The organism is Vibrio sp. YT-18, from assembly GCF_033337345.1.
GTDB classification, from domain to species: Bacteria; Pseudomonadota; Gammaproteobacteria; order Enterobacterales; family Vibrionaceae; genus Vibrio; species Vibrio alginolyticus.
Genome location: NZ_JAWOQO010000010.1, coordinates 101,640 through 125,384, shown reverse-complemented (window position 1 = coordinate 125,384; position 23,745 = coordinate 101,640). Strand labels below are relative to the sequence as shown.

Below are 23,745 nucleotides of genomic sequence, written 5' to 3'. Positions count from 1 at the left end.
TACAAAGATTCTTTGCTATGGTTAAGGAACAAAAAACCGCTGATGTTAGCTTTGAGAGCTTGCTAAAGATCTTCACTGTCCCAGAAGGTCCGGACTCAACGTTAACTAAAATTGACGAGAGCCTCTCGCGAAATCTAAATCAATTTCTTCGTGAACACATCGTGGCAGAAGAAAAGCCTTTACGCGAAATCGAAAAAGACTTTTCTTCTGCTCAGATTCCTGAGCAGCCAGAGTTCGTGTCAGATCATACAGAGCACTTACTCGACACTTTGGTGTCGCACTCAGTTCACACATCTTCACCAAGCTTCATTGGTCATATGACATCGGCACTGCCTTATTTCTTGATGCCACTGTCAAAGATCATGATCGCCTTAAACCAAAACCTGGTAAAAATAGAGACTTCCAAAGCCTTTACGCCACTTGAGCGTCAAGTTTTGGGTATGCTGCATCGCTTGATATATGGTCAGAATGATACGTTTTACAATCAGTGGATGCACAGTGCAAACCACTCATTAGGCGCATTTTGTTCCGGCGGCACCATTGCCAATATCACTGCGCTTTGGGTAGCACGTAACAAAGCGTTAAGAGCCAATGGCTCATTTAAAGGCGTTGAAAAGGAAGGCCTTTTTAAAGCCATGAAGCACTATGGCTATGATGGCTTAGCGGTGCTAGTGTCTGAGCGTGGTCACTACTCCCTTAAGAAAGCAGCCGATGTATTAGGGCTAGGCCAAGAGGGCTTGGTTGCGGTTAAAACCGATGCCAACAACCGTATTATTGTCAACGACCTGAAAGCGAAAATTGTTGAGCTCGAAAAACAAAACATCAAGCCTATTGCTGTTATTGGTGTGGCTGGCACAACAGAGACAGGTAATGTTGATCCATTGCCTGAAATCGCTGAAGTCTGCCAAGCTCACAGCTGTCACTTCCATGTGGATGCCGCATGGGGTGGCGCAACACTGATGTCTAACCATCACCGTCATCTTCTTAAAGGTGTGGAAATGGCAGACTCAGTAACTATTGATGCACACAAGCAGCTCTATATCCCGATGGGCGCTGGTATGGTTCTGTTCAAAGACCCTGACGCAATGAAATCCATAGAGCATCACGCTCAATATATATTGCGCAAAGGTTCAAAAGACCTAGGCAGCCATACACTAGAAGGCTCACGTTCGGGCATGGCGATGTTGGTCTACGCCGCAATGCACATCATAAGTCGCCCAGGTTACGAGCTTCTGATTGACCAAAGCATTGAAAAAGCTCGCTACTTTGCGGATTTAATCAAACAGCAAGATGATTTCGAATTAGTTTCTGAACCAGAGCTTTGTCTGCTCACATACCGTTATTTGCCGCCATTCATCCGTGAAGCATTAGCACAAGCAGAAGGCTCACAAAAAGAACAACTGAATGAGCTGATCAATGAGTTAACACAGTTTATTCAAAAGCGTCAGCGCGAAACGGGCAAATCGTTCGTTTCACGTACAAGACTGAACCCAGACCAATGGCAACGCATGAATACGATAGTGTTTAGAGTGGTTTTGGCAAATCCACTGACCACAAAAGAAATTTTGAGCTCAGTGCTTGATGAACAACGCGAAATCGCCAAGCAAGCACCAAATTTGATGAAAAGAATTCAGCAGCTGGTTGTTGATATTCAATCGTCTTAACGGCCAGATCAAGTTACATCAATTTGAAATTTTTTTTCGTTTTGATGTAACTCAAACATCATTATCGTGCGACTAGCGCAACAAAACTTCGTTTACACATCCAATTCTGTAGTTTTTACAACATTTTGTTTGAGGCCTGTCAAATTCTCACTAAATAGTACCCGTTATTGGTTTAGACTGATTGAAGATCAGGTTTATACTGATTCTATGGCGCTGGTTGTTTTCGTTAACGCCCCACTCTACTCCGGAATCTTCGTGTTTCCTTTCGTTAGCAGAGCCAGCGAGTTGTTCTCTATACCCTCGTGAACACTATGAATACATTAGAAAAAATTCAAAAAAACCTGGAGAATTTCAGTAAGTCAGAGCGCAAAGTTGCGGAAGTAATTATGGCGTCTCCACAAACTGCAATTCATTCAAGCATTGCAACGCTGGCTAAAATGGCTGACGTTAGTGAGCCCACTGTAAACCGCTTCTGTCGTCGTCTGGACACCAAGGGCTTTCCAGATTTTAAGCTTCACTTGGCACAGAGCCTAGCAAACGGCACCCCTTACGTTAACCGTAATGTGGAAGAAGACGATGGCCCAGACGCGTACACCCATAAGATTTTCGAATCGACGATGGCGTGTTTAGATGTCGCGAAAAATAGCCTAGATCCAATGCAAGTGAACCGTGCGGTCGATTTGCTAACGCAAGCGAAGCGCATTTCATTCTTTGGCCTTGGTGCATCATCTTCTGTTGCCCGAGACGCACAAAACAAGTTTATTCGCTTTAATATTCCAATTACTTGTTTTGAAGATATTGTTATGCAGCGCATGAGTTGTATCAACTGCAGTGATAATGATGTTGTGGTTCTTATTTCTCATACCGGTCGAACAAAGAGTCAGGTAGAAATAGCGAACCTTGCTCGTGAAAATGGCGCAACGGTTATTGCGATTACAGCGAAGGATTCTCCTCTAGAAAAGGCAAGCTCGCTGGCCATCACGCTCGATATTCCAGAAGATACCGACGTTTACATGCCAATGGCAAGCCGAGTTGTACAAATGACAGTGATTGATGTGCTAGCAACTGGCTTCACTCTTCGCCGTGGTACAGGTTTCCGTGAGAACCTAAAACGCGTAAAAGATGCGTTGAAAGACAGTCGCTATGACAAACTAAGCCAGTACTAAGCACTAAAGCTTAGTCAATACTTTATCTAGGGGAGCTCAAGGCTCCCCTTTTGTTTTAATGCTGCTAAGGGAGCAATCACCCTAAGTCGTTGACACTCGATAAGTCCGTTCTTGATTCCAGTACTTCAACAGAACTGACATGTTGTGCACTCTCTGCTACACACTCTCCACTACAATCACAGACTTGCTGCAATATGTGTATCAAACGTTCCTGATTAAGAGGTAAAGGATTCCCTTTGATTGCCATTGATTTAAGCGCATCATTCGCCACTTGCTCAAAAGAGATTTGGCATACTCCAAATTGAGCCAGTAGCGGTAACGCTAACTTATCTAGCACCATATTTGCCCAAAGAATTCCATCGTGTTCGTTAGCATTTACTCGCTCAGTGACTAATTGGGCCAGCTTACGATAACGACTTATCACATCATTCCTACCCGCGAGTTTAGCAGCGTTAATGTTCTCCTGCATCACGTGCGGAGCTAGGCGAGCCGTAATAACGCTATGGGGGGCGTCTAACTTGCCTCCTAACGCCGATGCTAACCCATGAGCAGCACCTAATTTGGCATTAGTAATCGCCATACCACCAAGCAATGCAGCGAACGATAAATCAGAGCGCGCCTTATGATTATCTTGCTTACAAGCGGCAATCACTGAACGGCTTAAACGGCGTAGCCCCTCTTCGCAGACCATATCAGTAAGAGGGTTTGGCTCACCACACACATACGCTTCCATTAAATGAGTGAACGCATCCATTGCGCCACGTCCAGATGTGTATTGGTCGGTCCCGTAAGTAAGTGTCGGGTCTACAATGGCAACGTCTGCGAGCATATCAGGGCTTCGAAGACTCACTTTCACTTTATCTTGTCCAGATTTCAGCACAGCATTTCTGGTCACTTCTGAACCGGTGCTTGCTGTCGTAGGAATTGCAATAAAATGAAGAGGCTTTGCTTTTAAAGGGACGCTTCTTCCTACCACTTCTACGTAATCGTAAACATTGCCTTGATTGGGAATAATGGCAGCTAAGGCTTTGCCCATATCGATGACGCTGCCACCACCTATCGCAACCACCATATCAGGTTGGAATTTTCTACCGAGCACTGCGGTCTCTTCTACCATCGTGATGTATGGTTCACCAACGATAGCTACGTGCTGGTAACGCATATTTTGAGCTTTAAGATATTGGATAATGGGGGCGGCTCGTTGGGTATCCTGCCCAGTAACCAGCAAAACACTGTAGCCAAATTGGTTAATAACGGACAATGAAGATTGAAGTGCACCTTCACCAAATATAATCCTTGTTGCAGTCATAAACTGAAACATACACACCCTCCCAAAAGAATATACCCAAATAACCTCTCGCCCTCTGATTTAACACTTATGTAAGAGTTGAAGTTATTTGCGTATAGCCAAAATAGATTGCTATTTTTTTAAACAAAAAAAATTGACCAATTCCACCTTGCCATCATTAACCCTTTAGAATGTATGTTTTTTATGTGTCACTTCACATACTTCAGAGCCGTAAAATAAGCACGCGCGTTTAGTTTTTATTCGATAGATTTCACCTATAGAACCAAGAGGTAATTGCCGCTTTATTTCCGTATCTGGATCGGGCATAGTTACTCCAACAAAAGAAAGCGCACTCAGCCGCTATGTTTTGTACGCTTTCAAAAAAGAATAGATTTAGGAGAAATAAGATTATGTTCGTTGTTATCTTTGGTCGCCCTGCATGTCCTTTCTGTGTTCGTGCAAAAGAGCACGCAGAAACGCTAAAAGCAAAACGTGATGACTTCAACTACCGTTACGTTGATATTCACGCTGAGGGTATTTCTAAAGCAGATCTTGAGAAAACAGTTGGTAAACCAGTTGAAACCGTTCCTCAGATCTTTATCGACCAAGAGCACATCGGTGGCTGCGACGAATTCGAAGCATACGCGAAAGAGCACCTAGGTCTATTTGACGAGTAATAAAGACTGTTTTCAAAAAAGCCGCTTCATGCGGCTTTTTTATTATTTTTCAGCTGGTTATTACGTTAAGTCAACTAATGGTAAAACCTAAAAAAATTCACTTATCTTTTTGCTATATTTAGTTACAATTCACAGTTCTTAATCTTTTTTGGCACACACTCTACCGAGCCACACAGTGAACATAGACGTCGTATACCTTCTCGAACAAAACCCTATCCTTCTAATCTTCGTCGTATTAGCCATTGGCCTTGCCATCGGAAAAATTCGATTTGGCAAATTACAATTAGGCAACTCTATTGGCGTTCTTATTACCTCTTTGGTTATGGGCCACCTTGGTTTCTCATTTAATGCAGAAGCTTTAACCATTGGCTTTATGCTGTTTATCTACTGCGTTGGCATTGAAGCTGGACCAAACTTTTTTGGTATATTCTTCAGAGATGGTAAGCATTATTTTATTTTAAGCATGACTGTTCTCGTGTCTGCGGTCAGCTTAACGTATGGCTTGAGTCACTATTTCGGCCTCGATTTTGGCTTATCCGCCGGTATGATGGCAGGCGCATTGACCGCAACGCCAGTACTGGTTGGTGCACAAGATGCTCTTAACTCTGGCCTTGCGACTATACCGCGGAATATGGAATTTTCTCTGGTATTAGAAAATCTATCCGTAGGCTACGCGATGGCTTATCTGGTCGGCTTAATTAGCATGATCATGTTTGCTAAATTGTTGCCAAAACTGCAAAAACAAAACCTTTCTGATTCCGCGCAGCAAATCGCACAAGAGCGTGGCCTTGGAAATTCAAGCCAGAGAAAAGTGTATTTACCCATTATTCGAGCTTACCGAGTGGGCCCAGAGCTAATTGACTGGACTGATGGTAAAAACTTGCGAGAACTGGGTATTTATCGTCAAACTGGCTGTTACATTGAACGAATCCGTCGCAATGGTATTCTCGCCCACCCAGATGGTGATGCTATCTTGCAAGAGGGAGATGAAATTGCACTGGTTGGCTTCCCTGACAGCCATGCTCGCTTAGACCCTAGCTTCCGTAATGGTAAAGAAGTATTCGACCGTAACTTGCTTGATTTGCGCATCGTTGAAGAAGAAATCGTCGTAAAAAGTGACGCTATCGCTGGTAAGCGTTTATCGGATTTGAATTTGTCTGAGTTTGGCTGTTTCTTAAACCGCGTAGTTCGCGCTCAGATTGAAATGCCTATGGACTTAGACATTGTGCTCGCTAAAGGAGACGTCCTTCAAGTGAGCGGCGAGAAAAGCCGAGTACATGGACTGGCGGAAAAAATCGGTTTCATCTCGATCCACAGTCAAATGGCCGATTTGCTCGCTTTTTGTAGCTTCTTTATTTTGGGTATTCTGTTTGGCCTCATCACAATGACGTTCGGTCAGGTGTCTTTCAGTTTGGGTAATGCGGTGGGTCTTCTGTTGTCCGGTATTACGCTTGGTTTCTTACGAGCAAATCACCCTACTTTCGGTTATGTCCCACAAGGGGCGCTGAATATGGTCAAAGATCTAGGGTTGATGTTCTTTATGGTGGGAATTGGTCTAAGTGCAGGTGGAAAGATGTTCGAGCACCTAACGCAAGTAGGACCAAAAGTCATTGGTTTGGCATTTATTGTCAGTGTTGTGCCTGTGGTTCTGGCTTACTTAGTTGGCGCACACGTACTCAAGATGAACCGTGCCCTGCTCTTCGGTGCCATTATTGGCGCCCGTACTTGCGCTCCGGCTATGGATGTCGTTAACGACTACGCCAAGTCCACCATCCCAGCCCTTGGTTATGCGGGTACCTATGCGATTGCGAATATTTTAATGACGCTAGCTGGTACGATACTGATAATACTAAGTTAATACTCACTTTGGCTATGAAATACAAAAAGGCGCTCAATGAGCGCCTTTTGTTTATTGGTTATCTAGTCTGTGATTAGATTTGAATGAAGTCTGCTTCAACTGCTGGATTCACATCCGCTTCGTAATCTACGCCTTCAACGCCGAAACCAAATAGTTTCAAGAACTCTTCTTTGTACTCAACGTAGTCAGTCAGCTCTTTTAGGTTCTCAGTCGTAATATGAGGCCATAGCTCACGACAGTGCTGCTGAATGTCGTCACGAAGTTCCCAGTCATCCAGACGTAGGCGGTTCATCTCATCAACTTCTGCCGCGCTACCGTCTTCTTTGTATAGACGTTGGCTGAACATACGGTAGATTTGTTCCATACAGCCTTCGTGTACACCTTCTTCGCGCATTTTCTTGAATACCATTGCGATGTACAGTGGCATAACAGGAATTGCAGAACTCGCCTGAGTTACCACAGATTTAAGTACCGCAACATTGGCACTGCCGCCTGTTGCTGCTAACTTGTCGTTTAGCGCTTTCGCTGCACGGTCTAGGTCCATTTTTGCTTTACCTAGTGCACCATCCCAATAAATTGGCCAAGTTAGCTCAGTACCAATGTAGCTGTACGCGACGGTCTTACAACCTTCAGCAAGAACACCAGCATCAGACAACGCATTAATCCAAAGTTCCCAATCTTCACCGCCCATTACAGTGACAGTGTCTTTGATTTCTTCTTCTGTTGCAGGCTCAACGCTAGCTTCGATGATCACATCTTTGTTGGTATCAACAGCCGTTGATGTGTAAGTTTCACCGATAGGTTTAAGAGATGAACGAACTAATTCACCAGTTTCTGGCATTTTACGTACTGGAGATGCCAGTGAGTAAACCACCATATCGATTTGACCTAAGTCTTCTTTGATGAGCTCGATAGTTTTCTGTTTCGCTTCATTTGAGAAAGCGTCGCCGTTTAAGCTTTTTGCGTACAGACCTTCTTCACGCGCTAGCTTTTCAAAAGCAGCGGCATTGTAAAAACCTGCTGTACCTGGTTTCTTCTCAGTACCTTCTTTTTCGAAGAAAACACCGATAGTTGATGCACCGCCACCAAATGCCGCAGCGATACGAGAAGATAGACCGTAGCCACTTGATGCACCAACAACAAGAACACGCTTAGGTGCGTTTTTGATTGGACCTTGCGCTTTGGTGTACGCAATTTGTTCTTTTACGTTAGCTTCACAACCAACAGGGTGCGTTGTAGTACAGATAAATCCACGAATTCTAGGTTTGATGATCATATTCAACTTCCTTTAAAAAACCTTGTTAGGATAAAAGTTTCGTTGGGATTTCGCATCTAATTTCTGTAAAAATGCTCTTAAAAGGCAAGTGGTTGGAGCACTATCCCACCATCCACTCCCCAAGAATACAAAAAAGCACCTCATTGAGGTGCTTTTCTTAACATTAGTTGTCTATTATGCCGCCGGATTCAACTGCGACTTTTTTGGGCTATGAGTTCGCACTTCAGAAAAGTCATGACTAAAGTGGTCAACTTGAATCGCCTTGTAGCGCAATTTATCTGCAGCCATGATTTGATCAATTTCTTGCTCAGTTAACACGCCTGCTTCAAATGCTTGCTGCAAACGGTCATGCAGCAGACCTTTACGAGCCACTTTACCATCCTTCGCAGCCTTCATAAGTTTACGCTCCAAAGGTTTAATGTCGTACATTGCAAGGAATGCATTCTCCATTAAGCCTACGCTGTCATCCTCTGATTTTCCGATGTAGCACAGATGCGTGAGGCGATCACGTTGCGCGCCTGGTGTCATCATCGCTTCAGCCAAATTCACACACAGCTCATCACTTGGCTTATTGAAATGATTACCAAGCGGGAACAATAGCCCCTTAAGCACACCGCCAACGTATTTCACAGGGAAGTTGGTGTAAGCCTCATTTAATGACTTAGAAGCGTTATACAAACAGTGTTGAACAGCGTAATGAACGAAGTCTAGATCGCCTTGTTGACGGCCTTCATCTTCATACTTTTTCAAGGCAGCAGATGCCATGTATAGATAGCTTAATCCATCACCCAAACGTGCTGAGATCATTTCTTTACGCTTCAAGTCTCCACCTAAGGTTAACATCGCAAAGTCTGCACTTACTGCAAGTGCACGACTAAGACGAGTAATGTCTTTGTAGTATTGCTGCGTTGGGCCACTCATGTGCGCGTTAACAAATCGAGAACCAGTTAGTGCTGCACCAAATGCACCGAATGTATTACCGAGCGCGTGCTTGATGTGTTTAAAGAGTAGGTTGTCAAATTCTTTCGCACCTTGTTCAGAATCTGGATTCGCCGCGGCTTCCATTTCTTTTAGAACATATGGGTGGCATCGAGTCGCACCTTGACCAAAAATCATCAGGTTACGAGTCAGAATATTCGCGCCTTCAACGGTGATAGCAACCGGGATACCAAGGTAATGTTTAGCAAGATAGTTCATTGGGCCATCTTGAATCGCACGACCCGCATGGATATCAAACGAATCATTTAGAATGGTACGCGCGATTTCCGTCATGTGGTACTTGGCAATCGCGGTTACAATCCCAGGTTTTTCTTTCATATCGAGAGAAGTCGTCGTTAGCGTACGCGTCGCTTCTAGTAGGTAAGTAAGACCACCAATGCGCCCCATTGCTTCTGCAACACCTTCAAACTTACCGATCGACATTCCAAACTGTTTACGCACGTAAGCATAAGCACCTGTTGTACGTGTAGTAAGGTGACCAATCGCTGTGCCAAGCGCTGGGAGAGAGATACCACGACCAGCAGAAAGACACTCAACCAGCATACGCCAACCTTTACCTGCGTAATCAGCGCCACCGATCAACCAGTCCATAGGGATGAAGACATCTTCACCACGAGTTGGGCCATTCATGAACGCAGACCCCAGAGGATCATGGCGCTCGCCTATCTCGACACCTTCATGGTCAGCGGGAATCAACGCACATGTAATGCCAACCTCTTTCTTGTCTCCAAGTAGCCCTTCAGGATCTTGCAGTTTAAATGCTAACCCGAGCACTGTCGCAACTGGCGCAAGCGTGATGTAGCGTTTATTCCAACTAACTCGCACGCCAAGCACTTCTTTGCCTTCATGGGTGCCGTAACAAACTACGCCTTGATCAGGTATGCCACCCGCATCAGAACCCGCTTCAGGGCCAGTTAGGGCGAAACAAGGGATGTCTGTACCATCAGCTAAACGAGGCAACCAGTAATCTTTTTGCTCTTGCGTACCATAGTGCGATAGCAGCTCACCAGGACCAAGAGAGTTCGGTACCATTACCGATACTGCGGTACTGATACTTCGAGTCGCAATACGAGAAACAATGGTTGAGTTCGCCAAAGCGGAAAATTCACGACCACCATATGCTTTCGAGATGATCAAAGAGAAAAATCGCTCTTTACGTAGGTACTCCCATACTTCAGGCGGTAAATCCCTGTCTTCTTTGACAATCTTCTGGTCATCAAGCATTTCTAGCAGGGTTTCAAGCTCATTATCCATAAATGACTGCTCTTCTGCCGTCAGTGTAGGCGTTGGATAATGATGCAATGTTGTGAAGTTTGGCTTGCCTGAGAATAGTTCGGCATCCCACCATACACTACCCGCTTCCATCGCCTCTTTCTCGGTGCTAGACAGAGGTGGCAATACTTTTTTGAACACTTTAAAAGCCGGGTCACTAATCCATTTTCTTCGTAGAGAGCTCATAGTTCAGATCCTTTTGTTCACGTAACCGCTCTGGGTATAATCTTATTATTGGTTTAACTTTCTTATTTGTCTTATGCCAACTGCTTTGCTGACATTCCTGCTGACAAATATGGAATCAGTAAATCGACGACAGATTTCACATCGACTTCCTTTTCAAACTTACTTTCTGCCAGCTCCGAAAGAGCCTGGCTTGAAGCCATCGTAAATACACAGGTTCCTAACGTGAAGTGCAGTCGCCAAAACAACTGTTCTTCACATAGTTCCGGGTTCGCCTTCATTATCGAGAAAGTGAAAAGGTTCAGTACCTCTTCGTATCTGGTGGTAATGAACCAGCGTAGATGACCTTGAACGTCTGTATAACCGCGGCCAATTAACAACATAAATAGCGCAGTACCATTTGGGCGTACATCATTTAATGTACGTAAAGGTAATCGCAATGACTCAAAGACATCGTCCATGTTGTAGCTATCGCGCGTGTTTAACTCAATTAATGAAGTCTTAATGCTCGGCATTAGCGCTTCTAAATACCTATCTAAAACCGCTCTAACCAGCGTTTTTTTATCGCCAAAGTGATAGTTTACCGATGCTAAGTTAACGTTAGCTTTACCTGTTATCGTTCTTAGCGAAGTATCATTAAAGCCATGTTCAGCAAAGAGTCCTTCTGCGACATCGAGTATTTTTTCTTTTGTTGATGTTCTCGGGGCCATTTTAATCACTCGTATTAAACAACTGTTTGAAAATATACTCCCGAAACTTAAGATTAACAAATGATTAACATCACACTTTAACCAATTGGTCTGACCAGACTGTAAAAGGGGTGATCTAATCTTTTGAAATTCAATCGAATACTCCAGTGAAGCTTGTCAGAAGAAAACGATCAAATTTCTCAGTCCATCGCAATTGAAACGCTAACAATAGCCATGGCGGCTCGGAGTGAGCGACGAGAGTATGAAATACATCTTCGGTTCTAGGGGAGATAAAATGAGAAACACAGAAGTTAGTAACTTCGCCAAGTTGGTAATCCATCTCGATTTTTCTATTACTTTCGGGTGTGTAAGAAGCTAGAAAGCATTAAGTAGAAATTTTTTGAAAAAAAAATGGAACTGTTTGGAAAAGGCTCGGTCTGAATATACGTAACAGTTAGGGCATTTGAAGTTTCACTGGCCGTCAAACTTGTTTCCATCTAATTGTTACGTTGCTGCTTTTTTCTTATTAACTCCTATGTTTGTATCCGCCCAGTCAAATTTTCGGCTGGGCTTTTTTTCGCCTATAGATTTACCAAGCGCCTCTTTCGATGATTTGCCCTAACTCCATAAGCTAGACCTTAGTTGGTCACAAAAGTAATCACCCTGAAGTGGTTGATGTGCCGATCTGCAGATATAAAAAAGCCTCCCGAATGGGAGGCTTCATTAAACAGTGTGTATCTTACGCTTGCGCTTTCTTAGGCAAAGAAAAGTGCAGTAACGCGTAGCCAAGTAACGCGGCTGTCGTCGAGCCCATTAAGATACCTAGTCGAGCATAGGTATCAAACTCAGGGCTTACATTTCCAAACGCTAAAGAGGAAATGAATATAGACATTGTAAAACCGATACCACACAACACAGAGACCGCAAAGATATGCTTGAAGTTAATGCCTTCAGGTAACTTAGCTACACCCATTTTCACAGCTGCCCAACTAAAGGTGAAGATACCTAGAGGCTTACCAACCAGTAGCCCCAAAGCAATACCTAATGGCAGCATTGAAGTTAGGCCTGACATCGATACGCCTTCTAGCGAAATCCCCGCATTTGCAAATGCGAATAGAGGTAAGATACCAAATGCCACGTATGGATGAAGTGCGTGCTCCATGTGCTTAAGTGGAGAATGTTCGCCCTGTTTACCCTTAAGAGGAATAGCAAAGCCGATCACTACGCCTGCAAGTGTTGCGTGAACACCAGATTTAAGTACCGCAAACCATAAGATCGCGCCGACTATCATGTATGGCGTCAGTTTCGTTACTTCCTTCGCATTCAACATGAACAGGACACCAGTCATGATGAAGCCAACAAGCAGCGCCATGCTAGAAAGATCACCTGTGTAAAACAGTGCAATAATAACAACCACGCCTAAATCGTCGATGATAGCGAGAGCTAACAAAAACACTTTAAGGCTTACTGGTACGCGCTTACCTAGTAGCGCCATGATACCTAGAGCAAATGCAATATCCGTCGCAGCTGGGATGGCCCAGCCAGAAACCGCCTCTGGGTCGTTAGCATTAAACGCAACGTAAATAAGAGCAGGGGCTAACATACCACCAACCGCTGCAATCGCAGGGAAAATTGCGGTTTCTTTTGATTTTAGCGCTCCTTCAAGTAGCTCTCGCTTCACTTCAAGGCCAATAAGTAAGAAAAAAACAGCCATTAGGCCATCATTAATCCAGTGAGAAACTGACATACCGAATACATAAGTATGCAGTACAGATTGATAAGTTTCGCCCAGCGGTGAGTTAGCAATGGTCATCGCAATTGCCGCTGCAATTACAAGAAGAATACCACCTGCTGATTCCATTTTGAAAAAGTCACGAATGACATCGTTCATGGTTTCGTCCTTATATTTATTATCTTAATAAACGATTAACAAAGAGTGATAAGAGTGTATAGCTGTCGAAAACTTTAGAATAATCGCTTCTTCAGAGTATAAACTTCGGTTTTTTCGATGTTAAGTTTACTATACATCGTATTTTCCAACATGACACTCAATTTTGATCGGAGATCGTATTTGTTTTTGTCGCACCAAATATTTATCAAGATGATGAGAAAATCAGCATAACACGGCTTGTACCATCATGATAACCCCGTACTTTTGAGAAAAAGCTAGGAAGCTTCGCGCACTAAAAAACCACCCGTAGGGGTGGTTTTCTTCACAACTCAATAGCCTGTCAGCTGCATAAAGCCCCAAGCCTCATTGGAGCCGGAAGCTAAAGTAGGCCCTTCCCAGTAAGGTATTACAAAGGGTAGCCACATATCTGACTTGATAATGCGGGTAGTCAAGTTAATTTGATGCTTCGGAATATTGATAATCCACTGCAAAGGTAACCTTCTTCCATTGGATAAACTGGACACTTGCATTGGTTTAATACTGATATCATCGTCTGAGAGGTTGATGACTTTACCTGAGCGTGTCGACAACGTGCCAAATACGTGCGGTGTTTGCCCATGGTGACGATAACGGCTAACAGTTAATGCTCGACCATCATCTAAATTGAAAACAAACCAATCCCAGCCTTGTTGCCCCTCACCAATTAAGCCGCTGCCCCATTCTTTTTGCGCCCATGCAGAACCCGTCACTGAGAATCGCTTACCATTTAAGCTTAAGCTACCTTTTACTTTTAAAAATGGAGCACTGAAGCTGAAAGAAGCAACAGATTGCAACGCATGTTTAACTTGGAAGCCTTTGTCTCCATTCACCACAAAGGGGCCGCTTGTCATGGTATTGAGCTCAAGTCCAAACGTATCAGTATTCACATTCAAGTTGCCCGGGAAAGGCGTCGCACCGAGTGATCGCCAAGTCCAATTATCAATCCATAACCTGAAAGGACGATTGATCATACCAGCTTGGCCTATCCCGCCTCTAGCTACCCGTTGCTCTTTCCATACATGCGAACCATGACTGACGACAACATGTGAAATGTACAATTGAGGGTTCTGCCAACCGCTAGTTTCTCGCTCGTCCGTCGCAACCCTGAAATAGCTCCATTGAACATTGTAGATCTTGCCTTGCTCATCTTTTAATTTCGCAAAGTAGTGCCACCATTCATGCTGATACTCGGGATGAAAGCGAAAGTCTGAGGGTAAAGAGACATGCTCATTAGGTAGTACAGGCTCGAAAATCGTTTGATTTTCACGCGTTAAGATAGAATCAAGTTCGCTTTCTCGTGTTGCTGTCGCCTCTAACCAAAAAGTTGAGTAAAAAGCAGCCCCAGTCAGAAAAGCGAACGTAACAACAATGAGCGTTGAAACCAACAAGCGTTTTTTAGAGCCCATTTTTTTCATTACAACGCGTCCCTTAATGACTTCATCGGTGTACTTTTGATCATTCTAATAACTGGCAATGCGCCAGCAACCATGATGGCAAGCATCGCCCAAGCAATGGTTTGAGCATACTCCCATGGAATCGTTTGAAGCTCTAGAGACCAGCCAAATGATTGCTTAATGATAATATCAACGATCAAATGTGCGAGCGCCAAGCCGAGCGGCACTGCAATAATCGCAGAAATGGCTCCGAAGACGAATAGCTGCAAACCACCTAATACGACAAGTTCTTTTCCGGACACACCCATGCACCTTAATAAGGAAAAATGCCGCTGCCGTGAAAGTTCTCCTGCCAACGTCGCAAAGAATAAACCAAACACGGCAATAATCAGCGTGATATTGCCCAAGGTTCCTGCTATCGCAAAGGTATGATCAAACACTCTCATTGCTTGGCTATAAATATTACCGTTATCAAACACACGATCTTGCGGGAGACGGAATACATTCTCTAAGCGATTTTTCAGCCCTTCTCCATTGACGTTATCTTTTAATACTACGCCAAGACCAACATTACCCGTACCTGCAAATGCATACAGCCAATTCCGGTGCGACATCATCACCTGGTTATATGGGTTTCCATAATCGTAGTAAACGCCTACGACTTGCCAATCACCACCAAGCGGTTCTTGCAAGTTAATGAAATCGCCAGGGCGGATATCCAGCTTCAAGGCCATCGACTCACTGACCATTAAGCTCTTGGTAGCGTGCAGTTGATACCAGTAATTTGGGACACCTAACTTGACGGTAAGTGAGTCTAACTCACCTTCAGAAGAGCCCGTACTCACAACTTGCAGAGCACCATGCTCGGTCGGCATATCTTTTTCCCAGCGCCACCAAACCGAGTTCACCTCTGGCTGATTCTGGAGCCATGCGCTCATCCTAGCGGCTGAATTGTTGGTCGGATAGATGTACACATCAGCGGCTAATCGCTGATTTAGCCACTTATCGGTTGTATCTCGAAAGCTTCCGACCATTGTTTCTACACCAATGTTTGCCGCCAGCGCTAACATAAACGCCATCGTAGCCACACCGCGATAGCTCATGCTGGCTGCTGCATCAGCAAAAAACCAACGGACACGAACCCATCGCATGGTATAAGAAAAACTTTGGAACATATGCCACATAATAAATGGCATAAACAACGCCACACTAACCAACATCAGAGCAATAATAGCAAAGCCGGTTTCTTGTGTTTTCGGCGCCTGATATACCGCTATTGCAGCGACACAAAACGCACATGCCGCAAGCGCCTGCCAAGAGAACTCTCTTCCAGCAAATCGCATTAGCGACAGTCGAGAAGAAAGGCGGATTGGTTGTGACTTCAACAAACGGATTAATGGCCACAGACACGATATCAACGCACCCATCGCTGCCATGATTAGACTGTATAAGCTAGATTGCCATGACCATCCTATGGTTAAGCCTACGTTGGCATCATACAAATCACTCAGGCTCGAAGACACTGCTGGGATAAGTTCATTTGCTAAGATCAAGCCAAAAAAGTTACCACACGCCCACGCAATAAAGACGAGCAAAGACAACTCTAGTAATAAAGCTTGCGCTAACTGTGTTCCGTTAACACCAGTCTGTCTCAAAATACCTACCAAACGTTGTCGCTGGATGAAAGACAGAGACATCGCTTGATAAAAAATAAACAACCCGACCAAAAACGACAGCATTCCCATCGCGGTGAGATTCATATGGAATGCGTTAGTTAGCGACTCAAGCTCTGTACGCGTATTCCTAACGAGCGTCATTCCGTTTGGCAGCATGTTTTTCAGTGCTATTAGCTTTTCCTCTGGCATTTCACCACAAGAAATCGCAGACAAACCTGAGCTCCGCTTGAGCATACGCAACAACGATATATCAGTAACCAGCCGAGTACCCGAAAGCATCTTGTCCTTATCTACTTGAATAGGCCCAAGACGGCTTCCGTCATTCATCTCAATGAAGTCCCCATCCTGCCAACTCATGTAAGCGGCCAAATCTTGACTAACAAGAATAGGATAAGGAGGCTTCATTAGTGATAAAACAGGCATCTCACCTAGCGATTTTCCTTGTTGTAGTGGGATCATCGCGACAGGATCTATCCCCACCAACATCAGGCTCATATCGGTCTTGGCATCTAGATGAAGCACATCAAACGGTGCACATTGGTTAAACCCTGCTCGACGTAACTGAATATAGAAACCTTGAGGAATTTTATTGGCAGAGTGCTTCGTTCGGATTCGGTATGGCAAAGGATTAGAGAAAAGTTTTTCCCCAGTTGCATAACTTTGTTTTGCATGCTGGTTGATAGAAGTAACACCAACAAGGAGGGACACGCCTAAAGTTAATCCCAGCCAGACAAGAATAATTTGTAGAGGGTAACGACGGTAATGACCGAGTAGTGCCTTAACTACGGGCCATAACATGTAGCTGCCCTCCTTGAAGTCGAATCTTTCCTTCCATATGGGCGGCCACTTTTTCACTGTGCGTCACTAACAGCAAAGTACACTCCAATTGGCGAGCGAGACTCGTTAATAAGCGCATTACTGCTTCTGCGTTTCGCTCGTCTAGGCTACCAGTTGGCTCATCAGCAAGCAGGATTTTGGGTTCCATATAAAGGGCGCGAGCAATCGCCGCACGTTGTTGCTGACCACCAGACGCCTCTTCCGGATAACGTCCTAGCAATGGCATTAAGTCCAAAGCAGAAAGAATTTGACGCCACAACTCTTTATCTTCCGGCAGACCTTTTAACTGACGACAAAAACGAATATTGTCGGCAATATTAAGTGTAGGAAGCAGATTGAATTGTTGGAAGATATTACCAATATTGTTGCGGCGATAAAGGGTTCTTAAATGCTCCGGTGCTTCATGCATAGCAAAATTTGGAAACTGCACTTCACCAGAGTCAGCAGTATCTAATCCGGCGATTAAATTCAGCAGAGTACTTTTACCCGAACCACTTTCTCCCATCAGAGCAACTTGGTCGCCTTGCTGCAATGTTAATTCTGCCCCTTGTAATACAGGGTGAAACTCTCCCCCGTCTACATAGCCTTTACATAGGTCTGACAGTTTTAACATTGATTATGCCGCTCGGATGGTGTTTAAAAATTGGGATCAGAATCTACACTAAAATCCTGTTAGTAGAAAGTATTTTGAATGCTTGATCACACTATGGAAGTACAAATGCAACTCGATTCACTTTCTGTTGCTAATTTTGTTGACGTTTTGAGCAGATTTTTGCAGCCAAAATAAACTCTGTTCCTCCTTACTGGCCAATCAGGTTTTTCATCCATTTTCGGCTAACCATTCTTGGCAAGCAAATCGCCCACTTCACAACTTCTTCCGTCAAAAAGAGTAAGTAAACCCATTGTGGGTCCCAATTGAGATAAATCGCTGCAAATGCTGCGAGTGGAATCCCGATCACCCACTGCGCCAAGATGTCTTGATACAAACAAAACTTAACATCACCGCCCGCGCGTAATACACCAACAATCGCCATCATCGGCACCGAGCGTAACACGACACCCAACGCTAGAATCACCATAAACTGTTCAGCTAGCTCGCGAGTGTCTGTTGTCAGTGCACTAAACGCATTAAGGATCCATTGATTTGACACTATCAACAAGATGGCGACCACAAATGCGATAAGCACATTCAAAATGACCGTAGCCCATGCTTGATAATAAACGGGTTCAAAATTACGAGCGCCGAGCTGGTTCCCGACTAGAACTGCAGCCGCATTCGATAAGCCAATCATCATCGCCAATGCGATCGACTCAACAGGTGTCATTACGGAAAGTGCCGCCAAACCTTGTACGCCTGCTTGCCCCATGATGGCGTGATAAGCAAACAGCCCACCAGCCCACGCCAAGAAGTTAAATGTGGTTGGCAAAGAGAGGCTCAAGAAACGCGTAATTTTATCTAAGACCAATCCTGCGCGTATATCATCCCAACCAAATGCGATTATGTGTTTTTTCAACCATAGATAACCAAACAAGCAACCTACTTCGATCGCGCCACTGATTACCGTTGCGATCGCTGCTCCCGTAATACCCAGAGCAGGAAAGCCTAATTGACCAAAAATTAAAACCCAGTTAAGAAAAACATTAGATAAAATGCCTATACCACTAAAAAAAGTGCTTAGGCCTGGTTGGTGTATCGCCCTTAGGCCCACCGACATACTGGCCACACATGCAACAGCAAACATGCTAACCGACGAAATAATGAGATAGCTGGCCCCTAATTCAATCACTTCTTGTGAATCGGTAGTCAAGCTCATGATGAGTTGTGGAAAAACAACAAACAAAGCAACAGCAATCGCAGCAAACATCATTGCGATCATCCATGTTAAAGCGGTACTGCGACGCACCCCAACTTTATCGCCAGCCCCCCAATATTGAGCGGTTAACAACGCACCGCCCGTTGTCACCCCAACTAACATGATGGTGGTGACGAAAGTCGCGCGTGCAGCAACTCCAACAGCGGCAATTTCAGCTTCACCAAGTTGACCAAGCATAAGAACATCGACGAGGCTTCGGCTTGAAAACATCATGCTTTGCAGTGTAATTGGTAACGCGATTGCAAATAAACGACGTAAGAATGCTTTATCTGCGTGTATTGAGAGTTGAGAAAGAAAAGTCACAAGCGCTCCAACGACAACTTATTGATAGAATGGGGAAAGTGTCTCATGATTATACTCTGTGGTGTTTATTCCACCAACGATAAAAGGACAGATAATGAAAAAGGTGTTGGTGCTAGGCGCCTCGGGTTACATTGGCTCTCAACTTCTTCCGTTACTTTTAGATAAAGGTTACGCCGTCACAGCAGCGGCGCGACATATTGATTATTTAGAGTCAAGAACTCAGCCTCACCCTAATTTAACGTTAAGGTATCTCGACTTGGCTGACGCAGAGACCACGAAGGCTGTAGTGAACGATTTTGATTTAGTATTTTTTCTCGTGCACGGGATGGCTCAAGGTGATGACTTTGTTGAGTACGAACTAAACCTTGCTTTGAACTTCAAATTTGCGTTGGAACAAAGCTCCGTCGAGCATGTTATCTATTTGAGCGCCATTCAACCTCAAACCGGAAACTCTCGCCATTTAGCCGCTCGTAAAGCCACGGGAAAAATAATTCGACAGTCTGGTATTCCAGTAACTGAATTGCGTGCTGGCGTTATCATCGGCCCCGGCTCTGCCGCTTTCGAAATCATGCGTGACTTTGTCTACAACTTACCTATTTTGATCGCGCCTAAATGGGTCGACTCAAAAGCGAACCCTATTGCCTTGCCCAATCTCAACCACTATTTGTTGAAGTTAGCAGAAGCCCCCTCTCCAGAAGAAAGTCAAATTTATGAAGTTGGTGGGCCAGATACACTTAGCTACCGCGAACAGTTCAAAGTCATTTGCCGAATCACGAACAAGCCGTATCGGCTGTGGTCGACCCCGCTACTTACTCCGAAAATGGCATCGTACTGGCTAGGTTTAGTTACCTCAGTGCCAACTAGTATCGGTAAAGCATTACTTGCGGGCTTAGAGCACGACTACATTGCAGACTCCAAAGCGATTGAAGAACGATTTCCTCAAACGCTGATCAGCTACGAGCAAGCGGTAACTGATACCATTCAAGATGAAGGCACATTTGTACGCAGTAATGTCTGGGGGTTTGAACCCGCAGCGCTTCGTCGATGGCAACCAGGATATGGCTATTACCCAAAACAAGCTGGAGCGAGCATTAAAACTCATGCCTCCGCTGCGGCATTATGGAAAGTGGCGCAAAAGATCGGGAGTCGCGAAAAAGGCTATTACTTTGCCAACATCTTGTGGCGTACACGTGAATGGCTCGATATCTTTTTTGGTGGCGGAAAACCGATTCGCGTTTCTCCTCCTGGACCAGAGCTTAAAGTCGGTGATTTTATTGACTCTTGGAAAGTGATTCGCTGCGATAATAATCAGTTTCTTTCACTGTTTTTTGGTATGAAAGGCCCAGGCCTTGGGCGTTTAGAAATTACCATCAAAGATCTCGGTGACGAACGAGAGCTGGATATTACCGCCTGGTGGCACCCGCAAGGGTTTCTTGGGCTGCTTTATTGGTTTGCAATGATGCCAGCCCATCTTTTCATATTTAAAGGCATGGTCAAAGCCATCGCGAAAGAAGCAAACCGTTTAGAAAACAAAAAGCCCCAATAACAGGGGCTTCTAAACACTCAAAATGTCACTTTAGTCAGCTTTGAACGAGAGTGGAATTTCGGCTAACTGGTTGCCTTCGTTTGCTGGAAAAATAAGGTACTCGCCATGGTATTTCACCATCGATTTGTAGTCTGTTACCTTATGTACCATAAAGCCCGCTTGCGCTGCTTTCTCAACAAACTCAGCATGATTGCCACGTACAAACCAACTCATTGGCTTTACGAGCAACTCGCCATCAAAACAGCTTTCGCATTGGTCTGCACATAACGCTAAAGAGTTTTGACCTTCAGTGAAGATTTGTACTTTGCCGCACCCAATCAGTTGCTCAGACGTCGAGACTTCCCAGCCTGCTTGCTCCATCAAATCAAGAAAAGACTCAATATCTGAATCTTTGAACACTTTGGAGTCTTCACCTTCAGGGAAGAATTGCGCATAAAAAGCAGAAATACGCTTGAAGATAAACAACAAACTAGCATCGTTCCCCTTTGAGCGACCTGCTTTTTGCCAACGCGTTAAGTCATCGCCTACCGTACGTCCGAAACGTTGTGATTTTAGCGCCTTTGTTACCCAACGCACTAAATAATGGTTGTTCGCAACAGGGGCATTGGCTAACTTACCCGAGCGATGCTCTTGATCTAACTCTTCAAGTGCTGAGTTAACCAAGTTTTGAATTTCTTTGGTGTAATTCGACATTACGCCTTTCTTCCTAAAGTCCAATAAAACAGTGCTGAAAGCACAGAACAAGCAAACATTACGATGATCATCGGCCAAGCAACATTCCCGGGCAGTGATGCCACCAGCGCACCAACCAATGAACCGATACCGAATCTTAATGTCCCCGCTAGAGACGACGCCGTACCCGCCATTGATGGGTAACCACTTAAAAGCAGCGCCATCGCGTTACTACCTATCGTCGACAATGTACCGATAAACAGCACAACAAAAGGTACAATGCCCCATAATCCGAAGTCCATTAACCAACTTACGAATAAACCAATCCCCGCCAAAAGTTGCACGAACAACCCAAAACGAAGCATGGCATGGGAACCAACTTTCTTCACCAAGCGACCATTAATACTGGTCATGATGATCATCGCCACAATGTTCAAACCAAATAGGTAACCAAAGTGGTCTGGTCGAACACCATATAAATCAATATAAACAAACGAACCCGCCGTCAAAAATGCAAACATTCCGGAAAATGAAAACGCACCTGAGAGCATCAAACCGATCGCTTCAGGATTGGAGCATAATCTGGCGTAGTTTCTCAGCGTCGTGCGGAAACGAAGAGGCTGACGATTTTCAGGCTGTAACGTTTCAGGGATTTTCCAAAGTACGAGAAAAATCACAACTACAGCGAAAATAGCTAGTACCCAAAAAATGGAACGCCAACCAAACCAAATCGCGAGATGGCCACCGATCATCGGTGCCACCAACGGCGCAATAGTAATGACCAGAGTAACGAAGGACATTGCGCGTGCAAAGTCTTCACGGTCAAACATGTCACGCACGACGGCTTGGATAATGACCGCCGCTGCCGCGCCAGCAAAACCTTGTGCCGTACGTACATAGGTCAGCGCATCAATGCCATTTGTTGTCGCACTCACAACGGCAGCCAAGCCGAAGAAAAGTACGCCTAAAATCAACACAGGTCTGCGACCAAAGCTATCGGCGAGCGGCCCGTGAATTAACTGGCCGATCGCAAAACCCGCGGTATAAGCCGTCAACGTAATCTGAACCGCGCCAGGCGCGACCCCCAAATCTTTCGCAATTGTCGGCATCGCAGGCAAATACATATCGATCGCCAAAGGCGTCAAAGCACCAATCGCTCCTAGTACCAGAAACAATAGAAAACTGATTTGGGATTGCGGAGCACTTTGAGCTTTTTCTGTCATTCTTTTACCTCTTGTTGGAGCCCTACCGTCAATACTTGCAGAACAAAGTGAAAATAACGGACAGTTCTCATATCGCTGAATGTAGAAGCCAAAAACCTGTTCTATCCAACGTTCGAGAATCATAAGGGCAAATATGTACCAAGGTGTGACCTTGACGAACTCGACATAGAAAAGCATGTGAAAGCGAAATGTGTTTATGGGAAACAAACACAATGCAGTAAAAATGATGGCGTTGACACCATCATTCCATTCACCGTAGCCGAAGGCTTTGCAATAAGAGTATGCATGCCTCAGCTAAATGCAAAGGCGTATCACTGAGATGAGTAAGCACACCGGAATTGTCTAGGCACTAATTTTGGTAGGAAAATTTATTTTGAGCCAATTCCTACCAAAAGACTAGTTCCTATTAGGAACTAAAGAATTTCCCATGCCGACAATTAATTCCAAATAGAATCAATTTCTTCTTGCGTGAGGTAGCGATAATCACCTGGTTCTAGTGCCTCATCAAGTTCGATAGAACCAATACGCTCACGATGTAAGTACTCAACTTTATTTCCTAACGCCGCGAACATACGTTTCACTTGGTGATACTTACCTTCCACGATAGTTAACAATACTTCATTCTCGGCCTCGTTCACGATTTCCAAACGAGCAGGCAATGTTGCTTCTGATTCATTGCGCAAAATGATGCCTTGTTCGAGCTTTTCCGCATAATCAGGCTGAATAGCATCGACGAGCCAAACACGGTACGTTTTCTCACACTTATGCTTAGGTGAGGTAATACGGTGAGACCACTTACCATCATCCGTAATCAACACTAAACCAGTTGTGTCGACATCTAATCGGCCCGCAAAGTGAAGGTTTTCAATTTTAGGCTCATCAAGCAATGCGAATGCAGTTTGGTTGTAGCCATCTTCATGTGAACAAACAAAGTCAGCAGGCTTATACAACATAATGTAACGAGGACCAGGAGCACCAATAACACGGTCTTCCCACATCACTTCCGCACCTTTAGGTACTTTAAATGCACCACTTTTTTGAACCTCACCGTCAACGGTGATGTCTCCACTTTTGATGATCTTTGTTGCCTGTTTGCGTGTTGCACCCAGAGCGTCACACAAATATTTATCTAAACGCATGAATACCTCATTGAATTATACCCAAGTGATCTCTAAATCTTGGTTTAAAGGTCACTTGGGTATAAAAGTCAGGTATTAT

17 protein-coding genes are annotated in these 23,745 nt (G+C 44.5%); 5 read left to right on the top strand and 12 right to left on the bottom strand.

Features of this window, described 5'->3' with window-relative positions:
* The first annotated feature begins 17 nt into the window (after window positions 1-17).
* Together panP and R7M72_RS15190 are read left to right on the top strand one after the other, a co-directional pair.
* Window positions 18-1,664 carry a pyridoxal-dependent aspartate 1-decarboxylase PanP gene (panP, locus tag R7M72_RS15195; RefSeq protein ID WP_025766849.1) on the top strand — a complete coding sequence of 549 codons (1,647 nt, stop codon included), beginning with the start codon at window positions 18-20 and terminating at the stop codon, window positions 1,662-1,664.
* Between the two features lie 311 nt (window positions 1,665-1,975).
* Window positions 1,976-2,830 (top strand): MurR/RpiR family transcriptional regulator, encoded by an 855-nt coding sequence (locus R7M72_RS15190; protein WP_005378021.1) that lies wholly within the window; start codon window positions 1,976-1,978, stop codon window positions 2,828-2,830.
* Window positions 2,831-2,906: 76 nt separating this feature from the next.
* Here the strand turns inward: R7M72_RS15190 and R7M72_RS15185 are convergent, their stop codons facing one another.
* Entirely contained in the window at window positions 2,907-4,151 is a 1,245-nt protein-coding gene (locus R7M72_RS15185; protein ID WP_262636860.1) for an iron-containing alcohol dehydrogenase, read from the bottom strand.
* 377 nt (window positions 4,152-4,528) lie between these two features.
* Here R7M72_RS15185 and R7M72_RS15180 point away from each other — a divergent pair, with 377 nt between their 5' ends.
* A complete protein-coding gene (locus tag R7M72_RS15180) occupies window positions 4,529-4,795 on the top strand; it encodes a GrxA family glutaredoxin (protein WP_005378026.1) in 267 nt (88 codons plus the stop codon).
* Between the two features lie 175 nt (window positions 4,796-4,970).
* Window positions 4,971-6,653, top strand: a complete 1,683-nt coding sequence (locus R7M72_RS15175; RefSeq protein WP_005378028.1) for an aspartate:alanine antiporter — start codon at window positions 4,971-4,973, stop codon at window positions 6,651-6,653.
* Window positions 6,654-6,726: 73 nt separating this feature from the next.
* Here R7M72_RS15175 and fabV read toward each other — a convergent pair whose 3' ends face one another.
* The 8 genes from fabV to R7M72_RS15135 all read right to left on the bottom strand — a co-directional run bounded on the left by fabV (window position 6,727) and on the right by R7M72_RS15135 (window position 19,086).
* Complete coding sequence (fabV, locus tag R7M72_RS15170; protein WP_054577927.1) at window positions 6,727-7,929, bottom strand: enoyl-ACP reductase FabV; 1,203 nt, start codon at window positions 7,927-7,929, stop codon at window positions 6,727-6,729.
* 174 nt (window positions 7,930-8,103) lie between these two features.
* The gene (locus R7M72_RS15165; RefSeq protein ID WP_017634878.1) at window positions 8,104-10,386 is read right to left on the bottom strand and encodes an acyl-CoA dehydrogenase; all 2,283 of its coding nucleotides are present in this window, start codon (window positions 10,384-10,386) and stop codon (window positions 8,104-8,106) included.
* A gap of 71 nt (window positions 10,387-10,457) precedes the next feature.
* Entirely contained in the window at window positions 10,458-11,093 is a 636-nt protein-coding gene (locus R7M72_RS15160) for a TetR/AcrR family transcriptional regulator (RefSeq protein ID WP_005378033.1), read from the bottom strand.
* 718 nt (window positions 11,094-11,811) lie between these two features.
* Window positions 11,812-12,963, bottom strand: coding sequence for a Na+/H+ antiporter NhaA (nhaA, locus tag R7M72_RS15155; RefSeq protein ID WP_005378034.1), 1,152 nt, complete (start codon window positions 12,961-12,963; stop codon window positions 11,812-11,814).
* 329 nt (window positions 12,964-13,292) lie between these two features.
* A complete protein-coding gene (locus tag R7M72_RS15150) occupies window positions 13,293-14,417 on the bottom strand; it encodes a lipocalin-like domain-containing protein (protein WP_213870497.1) in 1,125 nt (374 codons plus the stop codon).
* On the bottom strand, window positions 14,417-16,870 hold the full coding sequence (locus R7M72_RS15145) for an ABC transporter permease (RefSeq protein WP_005378038.1): 2,454 nt from the start codon (window positions 16,868-16,870) through the stop codon (window positions 14,417-14,419). The genes R7M72_RS15150 and R7M72_RS15145 overlap by 1 nt, the downstream gene beginning before the upstream one ends.
* Window positions 16,851-17,522 (bottom strand): ABC transporter ATP-binding protein, encoded by a 672-nt coding sequence (locus tag R7M72_RS15140; RefSeq protein WP_005378040.1) that lies wholly within the window; start codon window positions 17,520-17,522, stop codon window positions 16,851-16,853. The genes R7M72_RS15145 and R7M72_RS15140 overlap by 20 nt, the downstream gene beginning before the upstream one ends.
* A gap of 187 nt (window positions 17,523-17,709) precedes the next feature.
* A complete protein-coding gene (locus R7M72_RS15135; protein ID WP_262636861.1) occupies window positions 17,710-19,086 on the bottom strand; it encodes an MATE family efflux transporter in 1,377 nt (458 codons plus the stop codon).
* A gap of 94 nt (window positions 19,087-19,180) precedes the next feature.
* Here R7M72_RS15135 and R7M72_RS15130 point away from each other — a divergent pair, with 94 nt between their 5' ends.
* Window positions 19,181-20,632, top strand: a complete 1,452-nt coding sequence (locus R7M72_RS15130; protein ID WP_170897149.1) for a DUF2867 domain-containing protein — start codon at window positions 19,181-19,183, stop codon at window positions 20,630-20,632.
* 30 nt (window positions 20,633-20,662) lie between these two features.
* On the opposite strand, the gene R7M72_RS15125 is transcribed toward R7M72_RS15130, so the two are convergent.
* From R7M72_RS15125 to rsuA, 3 genes are all read right to left on the bottom strand, one after another.
* A complete protein-coding gene (locus tag R7M72_RS15125; protein ID WP_053349521.1) occupies window positions 20,663-21,325 on the bottom strand; it encodes a DUF2913 family protein in 663 nt (220 codons plus the stop codon).
* Window positions 21,325-22,527: a Bcr/CflA family multidrug efflux MFS transporter gene (locus R7M72_RS15120; RefSeq protein ID WP_017820848.1), complete on the bottom strand. Its 1,203-nt coding sequence runs from the start codon at window positions 22,525-22,527 to the stop codon at window positions 21,325-21,327. Before R7M72_RS15120 ends, R7M72_RS15125 begins: the two co-directional genes overlap by 1 nt.
* 437 nt (window positions 22,528-22,964) lie before the next feature.
* A complete protein-coding gene (rsuA, locus tag R7M72_RS15115; RefSeq protein ID WP_005388670.1) occupies window positions 22,965-23,666 on the bottom strand; it encodes a 16S rRNA pseudouridine(516) synthase RsuA in 702 nt (233 codons plus the stop codon).
* Window positions 23,667-23,745: the final 79 nt, after the last annotated feature.